This window comes from Promicromonospora sp. Populi (genome assembly GCF_041081105.1).
Classification (GTDB): domain Bacteria; phylum Actinomycetota; class Actinomycetes; order Actinomycetales; family Cellulomonadaceae; genus Promicromonospora.
The window spans coordinates 2,510,402-2,525,200 of the sequence record NZ_CP163528.1 but is presented as its reverse complement, the minus strand read 5'-3'; the positions used below and the strand labels follow the sequence as shown (position 1 = coordinate 2,525,200).

Sequence of the window (14,799 nt, the reverse complement as noted above, 5' to 3'; positions counted from 1 at the left end):
GTCACTCCTTCGTGCTGCTGAGCTGGGTGCTGCTGAGCCGAGTGCTGCTGGCCGGGGCGCTGCTGAGCCGGTCGAGATCGGTTGGTACGGAGCGGCCCGCCGCGCGGCGCTCGGCCGCGAAGTCGCGCGCCATGCGGGCGAGCTCGTCGTCGGCGCGCGCGCCCAGGTCGCTGACGGCGTCGAGGCTCACGCCCTGGAAGACGAGCTTGAGGATCGCGTGCCGCCACGTGTGCTGGTCCAGGTGCCGGGACCCGAACGGGCCGACGGCGGCCGCGACCAGCCCCGGGTCGTTGGCGCGCAGGGCGTCGGCGGCGAGGTCGACGCCGGCGGCGACCAGCTGCGCTGTGCCGGGATCAGCTGTGCCGGGATCAGCCATGCCGGGATCGTCTGTGCCGGGATCAGCCGTGCCGAGGTCGCCCCGCTCCGTGAGCAGGTCGAGGCCCCGCAGGACGCCCCGCCGCTCGGCCGCGTCCCCCTGCCGGTAGAGGCGCACCAGGCGTTCGGCATAGTCCGGGCCGGTGCCCACGGCGTCGGCCAGCGCGACGACGAGGGCCGCCCGGGCGGCGTCGTCGACCGTGCCGTGCACGACGCCGCCCGGGTCGACGTCGGGCCGACGCGGCGCGCGACCCACCCTGCGGGCCGCGAACGCGAACGCTCGCGTGACGCTGTCCGGGTCGCGGGCGACCTCGGCGCATGCGTCCGCAAGCCAGTCGGACGATGCGTTCGCGTCAGCGGTCATGGCACGGTCCTTTCCCTTGTGACTGGGCCGGTGGCTGGGCCGGTGACTGGGCCGGTGACTGGGCCGGTGGGCAGGCCGGTGGGTGCGCCGGTGACGGCCGCCCACGCGCGCAGCAGGGCCGCGCGGCTGTCGCGGGCGAGCCGCGGCGCGTCGTGGGAGTGGCGAGGCAGCTCGACGGCGGCGACGCCGCGATAGCCGATGTCGGCGAGCGTGGCGAGCACCAGCGGCAGGTCGATGCCCCCCTCGCCGAACGGGCGGTGCTCGTGGTGCGTGGGCGGCATGTCGTCGAGCTGCACGTTGCTCAGGTAGGGCGCGGCGGCACGCAGCGCGCCCTCGACGCCGTCCGGCTCGACGACGAGGCAGTGCCCGACGTCCACCGTGATGCCCAGCTCGGGCGGATCACCTACCTCGGAGCGCAGCCGCAGGGCGTCGTCGACCGTCTCGACAAGCATGCCGGGCTCGGGTTCGATCGCGAGCCGCACCCCGCGCTCCCCGGCGTACTCGACCAGGGCCGGGATGCGGTCGTGGAGCCTGGCCCAGCCGTCGGCGACATCGGCTTCGGTAGCGTCGGCGCCGTCGGGCAGGACCCCCGAGAAGAACGAGACGCAGTGCGCCTCGAGATCCGCCGCGATCTCGATGGCGCGTTCGAGGAACCGCATCCGCAGGGCAGCGTCCCGGTCCACGAGCGTGGGCCGGTGCTTGTGCAGGGGATCGAGGAGGTACCGCGTGCCCGTCTCGACGACGACCGCCGCCCCCGTGCCGCCGCGCATCCGCCCGAGGTGCGCGCGTAGTGCCGCTACGTCGTCGCCCGCGAGGGGGGAGAACGGGTCCAGGTGCGGGAACCCGAGCGTGACGGCGACAGCGTCGTACCCGACGTCGTCGAGCACGTCCAGCGCCGTGGGCAGGGGGTGGTCACCGAACCCGTTGGTGCCGTAGCCCAGCAGAAACGGCGGCCTTGTCTGATGAGCCGTCTGATGAGCTGTGTGACGGCTCATGTGATGCTCACACCCGCGCGGCCGCGGACGCGGCCCAGCAGTCGCAGCCCGTAGCCGACGGCGGCGACCCCGGCCAGCAGCGCCGTCGTACCCAGGCCCCCGGAACGCGCGGCCCACGTGGCCTGCAGGGGCACCATCGCCTGGATCCCGGACCGGGTAGCGGTACGCGCGTTGGCCGCCGTCGGCTCGGCCGCCGCTCGGACCTGCGCCGGCAGGCAGGCCGCGGCGTAGGCGCCCGCGGCCGCGACGGTGACCCAGCGTGCGGCGCGTGCTGGCGCGGCCGACGGCACCACGGACGCCGCGACAGCACCCGCGAGGGTGCCCGCGGCGACACCTCCGGCGATCTGCGCGGTGGTGCCGTGCACCTCGCCGCGGGAGAGCACCGTGACGCCGAGCGTGTGAGCGGTCAGGCCAGCGGCGGCCGGGAGCGCGGACCGGATGCGTCCCGGCGTGGCCCCGAGCAGCACGTCCAGCCCGCGGCACGCCGCCATGACGAACGGCCCGGCCGGCCGGTCCTTCGCCACCAGGTCGTAGGTCCAGATGCAGGCGGCGAGCGGGACGGCGATCGCGAGCGCCCGCCGTCCGCCGGCGAGACCCGCCGCGGCCACGCCGCCCGCGGTCAGCGCGACACCGACGGCGAGCGCATCACTCGGCGTCACCCGGCCCGAGGGGATTGGCCGCTCGGGCCGCTCGACGGCGTCCACGTGCCGGTCGGCGTAGTCGTTCAGCGCCATACCGCCCAGGTAGAGGCAGACCGAGGCGACGGGCAGCAGCACGTGGCGCCCGCGGAGCGCCGTCGGCGTGCCGGCCCGGGCGGCCGCGAGTCCGGCGAGGGAGTCGCCGACCACGCTCAGGGCGGCCGGCGCCCGGACGAGCTCAGCGATATCGGCGACGTCGGCAATGGCGGCTTCGGCTAGGGCGGAGAAGCTGGGCTTCATCGGCGGACCCGCGCCGACGTGCGGCGGACCCAGCCCTCGAGAGCGCCGACCTGCGCGGCGGCGTCGTGCACGTCGGAGCCCCAGGGGTCCTTGAAGAAGAAGCCCAGCTCCGGGACTGGACCGCTGAGCCCGGCGGCGTGCGCGAGCGCGAGCAGGCGGGCGAGGTCGAGGACCAGCGGCGCGGCGAGCATCGAGTCGTGGGCGCTCCACGTGGTCTGCAGGGTGAGCCGCGAGCCGAGGAACCCTTCGACGTGCACGTGGTCCCAGGCGACCTTGATGTCGCCGAGGTCGGGCACGTTGTCGATGTGCAGCGGCGTCGTATCGCTGCCTGTCAGCGCTGTCAGCCCCCGGTTCTTGCTGGCGAGCTTGCTGCGTACGGCCTCCGGATCGGCGAGGGTGGCGCCGTCGCCGCCGCCCAGGAGGTTGGTCCCGGACCAGGACAGCACCTTGAGCCCGCGAGCGGCGAACGCGGGGGCCAGCACGGTCCGCAGCCAGGTCTGCCCGGTCTTGCCGTCCTGCCCGGCCACGGGGATGCCGCGCTCGCGCGCGAGCTGGGTCAGCGCGGGCAGGCCCATGCCCGCCGACGGTGTGAAGGCGGCGTACGCGGCACCGGCCAGGACCGCTGCGTAGGCGGAGACCGACGATGCCGGGAGCACCGCGCGGGCCGGGTCGGCCAGGGCGAGGAGCAGGGCGTCGACGTCGTCATGCTCGGGCACCGGGACGACGGGCGGCTCGGTCGAGGAGAGGTCGACCACCACCACGCGGGCCAGGGCGTGCCGCTCCTGGAAGGACGTGATGTCGGCCGCGAGGCGCTCGGCGGCGGCCTGTTGAGAGAGGTTCTGCTCGGCGGCGTGCGGGTCGTACCCGGGGCGCGCCTCCGCGTCGGCCCGTTCGAGGGCGTCGTGGGTAGCGGCGAGCAGCCGGGGCGGGATCATGCCGCTCTCGACGAGGCACTCCGCGCGCTTGGTCATGGTGACCGACGAGATGTCGTGCCCGCCCACCACGAGGTCCGCGAACGCGGGCAGGTCTGCCGAGGCGAAGGGCTCACGGGCGGTGACGCAGCCTGTGGGGGCCGCCTGACCGTCGGCGATGGCCGCGAGGCCCATGGTGGCGGTACTGGCCACGGACCCGCGGGCTCCGACGAACCAGACACCCGTGCGTGCGGCGGAATGGTGGCGTGCAGAGGCCTGGTGCATCTTTGCTCCCCCGGTTCGACTACGACGACGTCGTCGAACGCACGCTAACTCCCCTTTTGGCGATAAGCAAACAAAAGTTCGGAGTTGTCCGGGAGAAGCGTCCGGCAGCGCCTGGTCACTGCCCGGCGACTTCCGCGGACCGCGCGGCTGTGGCACTATGACCCGCATGACTCAGTGCCTCACCCCGAGCTCCACCCTGCGACAGGTGATCATCATTTCGTAGCGCGTCCGGCGAGAACCCCACCGGACGCGCAGACCTTCCACACTCGGAGGGTCTTTTTTTGTTGGCCTGAATCCCCCACAGCTATACCCCGACAGCTGTACCCCTCAGCCACACAGCCAGATCCATCGTTGGGAGCATCGATGACCACCGCTTCGAACAGCGCCTCGTTCCAGGTGTACGACACGACATTGCGTGACGGCGCGCAGCAGGAGGGCATGAACCTCTCCGTATCCGACAAGCTCGCGATCGCGGCTCTGCTCGACGAGCTCGGCGTCGGCTACATCGAGGGCGGTTGGCCGGGCGCGGTCCCCAAGGACACCGACTTCTTCGCTCGCGCCGCGACGGAGCTGAACCTGAAGAACGCGGTGCTCGCCGCGTTCGGCGCCACTCGTCGTGCGGGCGTCCGGGCCGGGGACGACCCGCAGGTGCGCGCCCTGCTCGACGCGGCCACCCCAGTGGTGGCGCTCGTCGCCAAGTCGGACGTGCGGCACGTCGAGCGTGCGCTGCGCACGACCCGCGCCGAGAACCTCGCGATGATCAGCGACACCGTCGCCTTCCTCGTCGCGGAGGGACGCCGGGTAGTTCTCGACGCCGAGCACTTCTTCGACGGGTACCGGCACGATGCCGAGTACGCGACCAGCGCCGTCGCCGCCGCGTTCGACGCCGGCGCGGAGGTGGTCACGCTCTGCGACACCAACGGCGGCATGCTGCCCAGCTGGGTCAGCGAGGTCGTCGGCGAGCTGGGGGAGCGCATCGCCGTCGGGCCGGAGCAGCGGTTCGGTATGCACGCGCACAACGACAGCGGCTGCGCCGTCGCGAACTCGCTCGCCGCCGTCGAGGCGGGCGCCACCCACGTCCAGGGCACCGTCAACGGCTACGGCGAGCGCACCGGCAACGCCGACCTCGTCACCGTCGTCGCCAACCTGGAGCTCAAGCTCGGCATGTCCCTCCTGGCCGACGGCGGCCTGCGGGAGGCCTCCCGGATCTCGCACGCCATCAGCGAGATCACGAACATCTCGCCGTTCGCCCGCCAGCCGTACGTCGGGGCGAGCGCGTTCGCGCACAAGGGCGGCCTGCACGCCAGCGCGATCCGCGTGGACCCCGACATGTACCAGCACACCGACCCCACCCTCGTGGGCAACGACATGCGCATGCTCGTCTCGGACATGGCGGGCCGGGCCTCGATCGAGCTCAAGGGCCGCGAGCTGGGCTTCGACCTCGCCGGTCAGGGTGAGCTGCTCTCCCGGGTCACCAACCGCGTCAAGCTCGACGAGGCCGCCGGCTACACCTACGAGGCCGCCGACGCGTCGTTCGAGCTGCTGCTGCGCTCGGAGCTCGGCCGCCGCCCGGAGTTCTTCACCGTCGAGTCGTGGCGCATCATCGTGGAGACCGTCCCGGCCGGTGCGGCGCTGCCGCCGGTCCATGCGCCCGACGCCGCTGCCGTCGCCGAGGCGACGGTCAAGCTCCGGGCCGGCGGCGAGCGGATCGTGACGACGGGGGAGGGCAACGGCCCCGTCAACGCGCTGGACCAGGCGTTGCGCACGGCCCTGTCGCGGGTCTACCCGGAGCTCGGCCGGTTCGAGCTCATCGACTTCAAGGTCCGCATCCTCGACACGGAGCTCGGCACGGACGCGATCACGCGGGTGCTGACCGAGACCACCGACGGCGAGCACTCCTGGTCGACCGTCGGCGTGGGGCCCAACGTGGTGGAGGCCGCCTGGGAGGCCGTGACCGAGGCGTACGTGTACGGGTTGCTGAGGTCGGGCGTGGAGCCCCGCCCCTGAGGGCCGACACCGAGATAGCACTGCCGAGACAGAGCTAGGGCTAGACAGAGCTAGGGCGAGACAGGAACCGTAGTGGTCTTGTCTCGCCCTAGCTCTGTCTCGCCCTAGCTCTGTCTAGCCATATCCCAGCGGGAGGGATCAGGCGCTCGGTGCCGCCGGCCGCTCGCCCTTGGGGCTGCCGAAGTCGAGGCGCTGGTCGCGCACGGCGTCGTACGTCGCCTTGATGGCGATCGACGAGCGCTCGTAGGTGCGCTGAGCGACCCGCACGAACAGGTAGTCCACGACCGTGAGCTGCGCGATGCGGCTGGACATGGCGCCGACCCGGAACTGGGTCTCGCGGGCGGTGGTGGCCAGGACGACGTCGGACACCAGGCCGATCGGGGCGTCCGGGAAGTTCGTGATCGCCGCGGTGAGGGCGCCGCGCTTGCGCGCGATCTCCAGGGCCTGGTTGGTCTCCCGCGTCTGCCCCGAGTGCGAGACGGCGATCGCGACGTTGCCCGGCTCGAGCAGAGCCGAGGAGGCGAGCTGCTGGTGCGGGTCGGGCGAGCTGAACACAAAGACGCCGATGCGCTGCAGCTTCATCGCGAGGTCGGCGGCGGCGAGGTTGGACGAGCCGACGCCGTAGACGTCCACCCGCTTGGCCTCGGAGATGGCCGTGGCCACCCGCTCGATCGCGTCGGTGTCGATCATGCGCGCGGTCTCTTCGATGGTGCGCGCCTCGTGGAACGCGATCTTCGAGACGACGGCCTCGATGTCGTCGGTCTGGTTGATCTCGCCCTCGGCGATGCCGGACCGCTCCATCTCGACCTCGCGCCGGCTGGTCGCCTGGGCCAGGTCGATCCGGAACTCCGGGTAGCCCGCGTAGCCGACGGCACGGCAGAACCGCACCACTGTGGCCTGTGACGTGTCCGCGTGTCCGGCGAGCTCGGTGATGGTCGACTGGACGACAGTGTTCGGGTCGTCGAGGACCGTCTGCGCCACTCTCGCCTCTGCTGGTCGCAGGTTCGGTAGTGCGCGCCTGAGTCGGACGAGGACGTCACCTGACATGTCGCATCTCCCGGGATGGGGTGGTGGGGCTAGGGGTCGAGAACATACACCCGTACCGGGGATCCGGGCGCGATGCAGCAGTGAAATGAGCAGCAGCAGTGAAACGAGCAGCGAAGGAACTAGCAGTCACACAGGGAACGGCCGAACGACAGCCGCTCACTGAAGCTCGTCACCGGGCAGCTCGGTCGCCGACAGGCCGGCAGCGAGGGTGTCCTTGGCCCCAAGGTCCTCGGCGGACTCGTGGAGAGTGTGGTGGCCGTCCACCCGGACGGTGAGCCACGGGCGGAAACCCGCCACGGACTGCGGCGCCTCGCGCAGGCGACGGGCCAGGTTCAGCGCGCCGTCGAGCGGCGAGCCGTCGCTCGGTACGAGCGAGACGTCGGGCCGGTCCTCCGAGAGGTGCTTGGTGAGCGACACCGTGAGCGGCGACTCCTCCTGCACCAGTCGGCCGGTGGTCGAGGCGAGCGGCGGGATACCGCGGCCCAGCGCACTGGACAGGGTGTCGGCGAGGTGCCGGCCAGCCTCGTCGAGGATGCGGATCGACGTGGAGTCGCCCTCGGCCGCGGCGATGATGACCTCGGGAGCCATCGAGGCGAGCTGCCGGGCGCGCTCCGCGTTCTTGTAGAACTGGTTGGGCCAGCTCTCGATGAGGCCGAACTTGGCGACGGCCGCCTCCAGGGGGCGCTTCGACGCCCCGCGGGACGCGCCGTCGTGGTAACGACCGGCTGCGCGGAGCGCCTCGCCGCCGACCCAGACGCCAGCGCCCAGGTCGCCGAGCAGGTGGCCCCAGCCGTCGGCCCGACGCCAGCGGCTCACGCCGTCGTACCCGAAGGCGACGGCACCGGTGCCCACCGAGAGCACGGCACCCGCGCGCCCCTTCAGGGCGCCGAGGTGTGCGGTGAGCGCGTCACCGGCGACCGCGGTGCGGTTGGTCCGCAGCTCGCGGGCGAGGATGTCGTGCACGTCGGTCGGCTTGTCGACGAGCGACGTCAGGCCGGTGATGCCGACGGCGGCAGAGGCGACCGGCGCGGTGCTGCCGTCGCTCATCCCGTCGTGGCCCATGCGGGCGGCCCACGCGTTGAAGGACTGGCACAGAGAGGAGACGACCGCCGGAGCGTCGCTGCCGTGGTGGTTCACCTTGACGGCGCGCCCGCTCAGGCTGATGCGCTCTGGGTGGGTGGAGCTGCCGAATTCTGCGACAAGGCGCGAGCCACTGCCGCCTACGTCGAGAGCGACGACCCAGGCGTCTGCCGCCATCCCATCAATACCCTGTGCGAGTTCGGACACCAGGTCATTCTGACACGAAACCAGGGCAAGGTTGTCTAAAGAGAGGAGGAAATTATGGTCTGTTCTACAGCGTCTTCTCGCCAAATAGTCGGATGTGCCCGACGTCGGACCCGCCTTCCGTACCCAAGGTGAGGATCCGACGTCGGACACCACAGGCACCGTCGCCTACTGTGAACACGTGCGCGGAGAGTACAAGGTTCCACTCGGAAAGCTGGTTCGTGTCGAGACCGAGGTGGACCAGACGGCCGGCCCCCGGGGCGACTGACGGGCACCCGGGTCAGCGGGGACTTCTTCCTCGAACCCGACGAGGCGCTGGAGGCCATGGGCGCCGCGCTCGACGGTCTACCCGCCGACTCCTCCAAGGCCCAGCTCGCCGAGGCGGTCCGGGGTGCCCTGGCAGGTGCCACCGCCGTCGGGTTCGACGCCGACGCCGTGGCCGTCGCCACCCGGCGTGCGCTCGGCCACGCGACCGGCTGGGACGACCACGAGTTCCAGGTGATCCGCACCCCCGCCGTCTCGCCCCTGCTCAACGTCGCGCTCGACCAGGTCCTGACCGAGGAGCTGGGCGCGGGCCGCCGCGGACCCACCTTGAGGTTCTGGGAGTGGGACGAATCAGCGGTGATCATCGGATCGTTCCAGTCGTTGCGCAACGAGGTCGACGCCGAGGGCGCCGCACGGCACGGGGCCCGCGTGATCCGGCGGATCTCGGGGGGTGGCGCCATGTTCATGGAGCCCGGCAACACCATCTCCTACTCCCTGTACGTGCCGGGCTCGCTCGTGGACGGGCTGAGCTTCGAGCGGTCCTACGCGTTCCTGGACGACTGGGTGGTCCAGGCGCTGCACGGCCTCGGCATCGACGCCACGTACGTGCCGCTCAACGACATCGCCTCTCCGGCCGGCAAGATCGCCGGCGCCGCCCAGAAGCGGCTGGCCGGGGGCGCCGTCCTGCACCACGCGACGATGGCCTACGACATGGACGCCGACAAGATGACTGATGTGCTGCGGATCGGGCGGGAGAAGCTCAGTGACAAGGGCACCCGCAGCGCGAACAAGCGCGTCGACCCGCTGCGCTCCCAGACGGGACTCAGCCGGGCCGAGGTGATCGACGCGCTCGAGGCGTCGTTCCGGGCGCGGTACCGCACCGTGACCGGTGAGATCACGGACCAGGAGTGGGCTCTGGCCGGCGAGCTGGTCGAGTCGAAGTTCGGCACTCCGACCTGGACCGCGCGGGTGCTGTGACTGCGGGAGTGCCGTAGGGGCCGGTAAAGGGCGCGTGCAATGATGAGCAATCACGGTTTGGTAACACCCCTAGCAGATAGTTCATCCCGTCAGTAATCTCCACGCAATGCCGCGTTTAGGGAAGTTCATTTCTTAGGTATGCCATCTGGCTCCGAATTCCACCTGGATTCCGCCTGGCTTCCAACTGGCTCCTCTCGCGGCAGTGGCGCGTACCCACCAGCGCGTACCCAGCGGAAGGAAGCCGAACTGATGACTCGAACGATGACTCGAACGATGACTCGAGGGATGCGGCGCCCCATAGCGGCAGCCACCGGCGCACTGCTTCTCGCGGCCACGACGGCCGCCTGTGCCGGCGGCGCGGGGACCGAGGGCGAGGGGGACGGCACCCTCAGCGTCTGGATCATGCAGGGCACCAACCCCGAGGCGGACGACTTCTTCGCGGACGTCTCGACCGCCTTCGAGGAGGAGACCGGCGCGACGCTCGACGTCGAGTTCGTCGAGTGGGGCGACGCTCACGACCGGTTCGTCACCTCGATCGCCGGCGGTACCACCCCGGACGTCGCGGAGACCGGCACCACCTGGACCCCCGAGTTCGCCGACGCCGGGGCGCTCGCTCCGCTCGACGAGTACGTCGACGGGGCCGGGGTCACCGACGACCTGGTGGAGGGTCTGGTCGAGGCGGGCACCTACGACGAGCAGCTCTACGGCATGCCCTGGTACGCCGGCGTGCGCTCCCTGGTCTACAACACGGAGATGTTCGAGGCCGCCGGCGTCGAGCCGCCCACCACGTGGGCCGAGCTCGAGTCCGCCGCGGCGGCCCTCCACGAGGAGTTCCCGGACAGCATCGCCGTCGCCGTCCCCGGTGACGCCGAGTTCACGGTCTACCCGTGGGTGTGGGGCGCGGGCGGCGAGGTCGCCACGCTGGAGGGCGACACGTGGACCTCGGGCCTCGACAGCCCTGAGGCGCAGGAGGGCATCGAGTTCTGGACCGGCCTGGCCACCGAGCACGACTTCTCCTCGACCGGCGCCACCACGTGGCGCGAGACCGACGTGCTCGACGCGTTCGCGGCCGGCGACGTCGGCATGGCGATCATGGGCTCCTGGACGCCGGGCGCCATCGTCGAGGCCAACCCGGAGATGGAGGGCAACTTTGCCGCCGTGCCGATCCCCGGCCAGGACGGCGGCATTGCCCCCTCGGTCCTGGGCGGCTCCCACCTGAGCATGTTCCAGACAGCCGAGGACCAGGACCTGGCCTTCGCGTTCATCGAGATGATGACCACTGGTGAGTTCGCGCAGCAGTGGGCCGAGCAGTCCGGGTACTTCCCCGGCCAGGTCTCCCTGCTGGACGAGACGCTTGCGAGCACCGACCCGCTCGTGGCGCCGTTCGCCGAGCAGTTCGTCGACGGCGGCGCGTCCGTGCCCGCCGCGCCCACCTACGGCGCGGTGCAGGCGAGGCTCACCACCAGCACGATGATGCAGTCGATCCTCTCCGGCGACGCCGACGTCGCGACGGCGAGCGCCGCTGCCGCCGAGGAGATGACGAACACGCTGAACGGGTCTGAGTGACTCTGGATGACTCCGAGACTCTGGATGACTCCGCGGTGACACAGACCCTTCCGCGGGAAACCGCTCCCAGGGCAAAGCTGCCACGGCTCAGCCGGGCCAGGGCCGCCTCCGTGCGGCCCTGGCTGCTGCTCGCCCCCGCGCTGGCGGTCCTGGCAGTCCTGATGCTGTGGCCGCTGGTGCGGGTGTTCCTCTTCTCCCTGCAGGACTACGGGCTGCGGGAGATCACCACGGGTGAGCCGAACTGGATCGGCCTCGGGAACTACGCCGAGGTCCTGGCCTCCCCGGAGCTGTGGACGGTGGTGCTGCCCAACACCGTCGGGTTCGCCGTGCTGTCGGTGGCGGGCACTGTCGCGTTCGGCACCGGGGTGGCCGTGCTGCTCGCGTCGCTCGGGACCTTCTGGCGCACCGTCACGTCCAGCGCGATCATGGCGGCCTGGGCGATGCCCGCCGTCACCGGCACGTACGTATGGGTGTGGATCTTCGACGCCGACCGCGGAGTGTTCAACGACGTCCTGATGGGGCTCGGCCTGCTGGACGACCCCACCAACTGGTTTACCGACCGGTGGAGCTTCTACGCGATAGTGCTGCTCAACGTGATCCACCACGGCTTCCCGTTCGTCGCGATCACCGTGCTCGCGGGACTGCTCGGGGTGCCGAAGGAGATGCTGGAGGCAGCCGAGATGGACGGCGCCGGGTCGTTCCGGCGGTTCTTCTCGATCATCGTGCCGCAGCTGCGCCAGGTGTTCGCCGTCGTCATCATCCTGTCGACCATCTGGGACTTCAAGGTGTTCGCGCAGGTGTACCTCATGCCGGGCGGCGCGGGATCGAACCGGTCGGTGCTCAACCTGGGTGTGTGGTCGTACGTGGAGTCGTTCGGGCAGAACAGGTACGGCTTCGGCTCGGCGATCGCCGTGCTGCTGACCCTGCTGCTGCTCGTGGTCACCGTGGTCTACGTCCGCACCGTGCTGGCGGAGGAGGAACGATGAGTTCACGGCAATCGCCGCTGCGGCAGCTCGGCAAGGGAGTGCTCGTCGCCCTGCTGCTCGTGTTCACGCTGTTCCCCGTCTACTGGATGCTGAACAGCTCGCTGGACGCACAGGCCGGGAACACCAGCAGCTTCTGGCCGGCCGAGCCCACGCTGGAGCACTACGTGTTTGTGCTCACCGAGGGCGGGTTCGGCACGTTCCTGCGCAACTCGCTGCTCGTGGCGCTGGGCACGGTTCTCGTCTCGTCGGCGCTCGCCCTGCTGGCGTCCGTCGCGGTGGCCCGCTTCCGGTTCAAGATGCGCACCCAGATCCTCATGATGGTGCTGATCGTGCAGATGGTGCCGCTGGAGGCGCTCGTCATCCCGCTGTTCGTGCAGGTCCGCGACCTGCAGCTGCTGGGGACCCTGACCGGCCTGGTCGTCGTCTACGTGGCGCTGGCCCTGCCGTTCGGCATCTGGATGCTGCGCGGGTTCGTCGCGGCGGTCCCGGTGGAGCTGGAGGAGGCCGCCTACCTCGACGGCGCGAGCTGGGGCCGGATGTTCTGGTCGGTCCTGCTGCCCCTGGTGGCTCCGGGGCTGGTGGCGACGAGCATCTTCGCCTTCATCACCGCGTGGAACGAGTTCATCTTCGCAATGACGATGCTCGGGGGCGCCACGGAGAGCTACACCGTGGCGATCGGGCTGCGCTCGTTCTTCGGCGTCCACTCCAACGACTGGGGCGCCATCATGGCCGCTTCCACGATCATCACCGTGCCCGTGATGGTCTTCTTCATCCTGGTCCAGCGCCGCCTCGCATCGGGTCTGACGGCGGGGGCCGTGAAGGCATGACCGACGAGCCTGCGGGGCTGACTCGTACGGGGCCCACTCGTACGGGGCTCACTCGGACGGGGCCCACTCGTACGGAGCGCGCCGTCAATGGTGTGCTCCTGCCCGGCTTCGAGAGCTCCGGCCCCGAGATTCCCGGCTCCGAGATCCCGGGCTCCGTGAGTGCCGACCACGACGGCGCGCGCGTGCCGTCCTGGCTGGCCGACGCCGCCCGGGCCGGCCTCGCCGGCGTCGTCTACTTCGCGCGGAACACACCCGACGTCGCGACCACCGCGGCGCTGTCCGCCGCCCTGCACACGATCTCGCCCGACCTGGTGATCGCCGTGGACGAGGAGGGCGGCGACGTCTCGCGGCTGGAGGCGACGAGCGGCTCGTCCCTGCCCGGGGCGGCCGCGCTCGGCGCCTACCCGGGTGGCGGCAGCGTGTCGCTCGACGCCGGGCGCGCGCTGGGCCGGGTGCTCGCCGCGGCGGGCATCAACCTGCTCCTGGGCCCGGTGCTCGACGTCGTCTCCGAGCCGGACAACCCGGTGATCGGGGTGCGCGCCTTCGGGACCACGCCCGAGCAGGTCGCCCGGCACGGCATCGGGTTCGCCCGCGGTGTGCGCAGTGCCGGCGTCGGGGTGTGCGGCAAGCACTTCCCCGGCCACGGAGCTACGACCGTGGACTCCCACCTGGGCCTGCCGGTGGTGGACGCGCCGCTCGACGTCGTACGGGCGCGAGACCTCTTGCCGTTCGCACGGGCTCTGTGCCCCGACTCTGGGCTGGCCAACCCTGGACCGTTCAACCCTGGACCGTTCAACCCTGGACCGTTCAACCCTGGTCAGTCCGGGCTTGATCAATCCAGGCTCGACGCCGTCATGACCGCCCACGTCCTGTTCCCGGCGATCGGGCCGGCGCCCGCCTCCATCGAACCGGCCGCGACGCGGCTGCTGCGCGAGCTCGGGCACGATGGCCCGATCATCACCGACGCCCTCGACATGGGTGCCCTGCGCCAGCTCACCGGATCCGTGGGGGAGGCGGCGGTGCGTGCGGTCGAGGCCGGCGCCGACCTGCTCTGCCTCGGGCTCGACCCGGCTCTGTACACCGAGTCGAACGACGCGCTCCACCGGGCAGTGGCCAACGGGCGCGTGACCGTCGAGCAGCTCGAGGCGTCCGGGGTGCGCACACGGGCGCTCGTCGCGGCGGTCCGCATCCGTCGGGCGGCGGCCGGCACGGCGACCGGGGTGGACGCCGCGAAGGCGGCGCTCGCCGAGCTGGCCGACGTCGGGGCCGGCATCGCGGACGCCGTCGTGACCGTGCGTGGCGCCCGCCTGGTGCCGCTCGCGCCCGACGCTGAACCCGATGTAGCGGACCTGCGCACCCGGCTGGACCATGCCGCCGGACGTACGGCGCAGCACGTCCAGACGGCCATCGTGGCCGCGTGGCCTGGGGCGACGCTGTTCCCGGCCCTGCTAGCTGATGGGCTGCCCGAGGGGCTGCTGGAGGGGCCCGAGAGCGCCGAACGGGGCCCTTACGAGCCGGTCGGTGAAGGCGCCGACCCGAAACCCCTACAACTTGGCCTCGATGATCGCGGACTTGCGGTACTTATTGCCCGAATCTCCCGGTACGGTGTATCGGCGGATCTCGACAGGATCGGTACCAAACGTGGCGCAGAGTTTCCTACGGGTGCTCCCGTGTCGCAGCGACCGCTTGTCGTGATCACCCGTGAACCCTTCTCGGGTTCGGCCGAACGTGCCCGGCTGGAGCAGCTCTGGGCCGTGCGGCCGGATCTTGTGGTGGTCCACACGGGCCTGCCCGGACCGGTCGACGGCTGGTTCGGGACGCTGAGCGGTGGTGGTCCAGCTGTGGTGGTGGCGTGCGGGACCGGACGGGCGAACGCGGCTGCCGCCGTGGCTCGGCTCCGGGGGTATGCGGGTGATGGGCAATCGTCATAGAGCAGCACGGTGTCATAGAGCAGCACAGCGTCCAAGAGCAG

General features: G+C 71.2%; 11 protein-coding genes and 1 pseudogene. 6 read left to right on the top strand and 6 right to left on the bottom strand.

Translation table 11 applies throughout. The features are described from left to right. Position 1 precedes the first annotated feature (1 nt). Genes AB1046_RS11525 through AB1046_RS11510 form a run of 4 tightly spaced genes read right to left on the bottom strand, consistent with a single transcriptional unit; the run spans position 2 to position 3,868 of the window. On the bottom strand, positions 2–739 hold the full coding sequence (locus AB1046_RS11525; RefSeq protein WP_369375397.1) for an EboA domain-containing protein: 738 nt from the start codon (positions 737–739) through the stop codon (positions 2–4). After that, positions 736–1,734, bottom strand: a complete 999-nt coding sequence (locus AB1046_RS11520) for a sugar phosphate isomerase/epimerase family protein (protein ID WP_369375395.1) — start codon at positions 1,732–1,734, stop codon at positions 736–738. Before AB1046_RS11520 ends, AB1046_RS11525 begins: the two co-directional genes overlap by 4 nt. Then, complete coding sequence (locus AB1046_RS11515; RefSeq protein WP_369375393.1) at positions 1,731–2,672, bottom strand: SCO3242 family prenyltransferase; 942 nt, start codon at positions 2,670–2,672, stop codon at positions 1,731–1,733. Before AB1046_RS11515 ends, AB1046_RS11520 begins: the two co-directional genes overlap by 4 nt. Next, positions 2,669–3,868: an inositol-3-phosphate synthase gene (locus AB1046_RS11510; protein ID WP_369375391.1), complete on the bottom strand. Its 1,200-nt coding sequence runs from the start codon at positions 3,866–3,868 to the stop codon at positions 2,669–2,671. The genes AB1046_RS11515 and AB1046_RS11510 overlap by 4 nt, the downstream gene beginning before the upstream one ends. 363 nt (positions 3,869–4,231) lie before the next feature. Between AB1046_RS11510 and cimA the strand changes: the two genes are divergently transcribed. Continuing rightward, positions 4,232–5,875, top strand: a complete 1,644-nt coding sequence (cimA, locus tag AB1046_RS11505; protein ID WP_369375389.1) for a citramalate synthase — start codon at positions 4,232–4,234, stop codon at positions 5,873–5,875. 138 nt (positions 5,876–6,013) lie between these two features. Here the strand turns inward: cimA and AB1046_RS11500 are convergent, their stop codons facing one another. Both AB1046_RS11500 and AB1046_RS11495 read right to left on the bottom strand, forming a co-directional pair. After that, positions 6,014–6,922 (bottom strand): MurR/RpiR family transcriptional regulator, encoded by a 909-nt coding sequence (locus tag AB1046_RS11500; protein WP_369375387.1) that lies wholly within the window; start codon positions 6,920–6,922, stop codon positions 6,014–6,016. A 156-nt stretch (positions 6,923–7,078) separates the two neighbouring features. After that, positions 7,079–8,209: an N-acetylglucosamine kinase gene (locus tag AB1046_RS11495; RefSeq protein ID WP_369375385.1), complete on the bottom strand. Its 1,131-nt coding sequence runs from the start codon at positions 8,207–8,209 to the stop codon at positions 7,079–7,081. A gap of 178 nt (positions 8,210–8,387) precedes the next feature. On the opposite strand from AB1046_RS11495, the pseudogene AB1046_RS11490 reads away from it, so the two are divergent. The 5 genes and pseudogenes from AB1046_RS11490 (at position 8,388) to AB1046_RS11470 (ending at position 14,758) form a co-directional block, all read left to right on the top strand. Beyond that, positions 8,388–9,448 (top strand): annotated as a pseudogene (locus tag AB1046_RS11490) (biotin/lipoate A/B protein ligase family protein). 273 nt (positions 9,449–9,721) lie between these two features. Then, the gene (locus tag AB1046_RS11485; RefSeq protein WP_369375383.1) at positions 9,722–11,014 is read left to right on the top strand and encodes a sugar ABC transporter substrate-binding protein; all 1,293 of its coding nucleotides are present in this window, start codon (positions 9,722–9,724) and stop codon (positions 11,012–11,014) included. Positions 11,015–11,091: 77 nt separating this feature from the next. Then, entirely contained in the window at positions 11,092–12,000 is a 909-nt protein-coding gene (locus AB1046_RS11480; RefSeq protein ID WP_369375667.1) for a carbohydrate ABC transporter permease, read from the top strand. Continuing rightward, positions 11,997–12,827 (top strand): carbohydrate ABC transporter permease, encoded by an 831-nt coding sequence (locus AB1046_RS11475; RefSeq protein ID WP_369375381.1) that lies wholly within the window; start codon positions 11,997–11,999, stop codon positions 12,825–12,827. The genes AB1046_RS11480 and AB1046_RS11475 overlap by 4 nt, the downstream gene beginning before the upstream one ends. Continuing rightward, positions 12,824–14,758 carry a glycoside hydrolase family 3 N-terminal domain-containing protein gene (locus tag AB1046_RS11470; RefSeq protein ID WP_369375379.1) on the top strand — a complete coding sequence of 645 codons (1,935 nt, stop codon included), beginning with the start codon at positions 12,824–12,826 and terminating at the stop codon, positions 14,756–14,758. Before AB1046_RS11475 ends, AB1046_RS11470 begins: the two co-directional genes overlap by 4 nt. The last annotated feature ends 41 nt before the right edge of the window (positions 14,759–14,799 follow it).

What these genes read in the sequence shown, in the direction of transcription:
- AB1046_RS11525 (WP_369375397.1), bottom strand. Translation starts at nt 739, where the DNA reads ATGACCGCTGACGCGAACGCATCGTCCGACTGGCTTGCGGACGCATGC.
- AB1046_RS11520 (WP_369375395.1), bottom strand. Translation starts at nt 1,734, where the DNA reads ATGAGCCGTCACACAGCTCATCAGACGGCTCATCAGACAAGGCCGCCG.
- AB1046_RS11515 (WP_369375393.1), bottom strand. Translation starts at nt 2,672, where the DNA reads ATGAAGCCCAGCTTCTCCGCCCTAGCCGAAGCCGCCATTGCCGACGTC.
- AB1046_RS11510 (WP_369375391.1), bottom strand. Translation starts at nt 3,868, where the DNA reads ATGCACCAGGCCTCTGCACGCCACCATTCCGCCGCACGCACGGGTGTC.
- cimA (WP_369375389.1), top strand. Translation starts at nt 4,232, where the DNA reads ATGACCACCGCTTCGAACAGCGCCTCGTTCCAGGTGTACGACACGACA.
- AB1046_RS11500 (WP_369375387.1), bottom strand. Translation starts at nt 6,922, where the DNA reads ATGTCAGGTGACGTCCTCGTCCGACTCAGGCGCGCACTACCGAACCTG.
- AB1046_RS11485 (WP_369375383.1), top strand. Translation starts at nt 9,722, where the DNA reads ATGACTCGAGGGATGCGGCGCCCCATAGCGGCAGCCACCGGCGCACTG.
- AB1046_RS11475 (WP_369375381.1), top strand. Translation starts at nt 11,997, where the DNA reads ATGAGTTCACGGCAATCGCCGCTGCGGCAGCTCGGCAAGGGAGTGCTC.
- AB1046_RS11470 (WP_369375379.1), top strand. Translation starts at nt 12,824, where the DNA reads ATGACCGACGAGCCTGCGGGGCTGACTCGTACGGGGCCCACTCGTACG.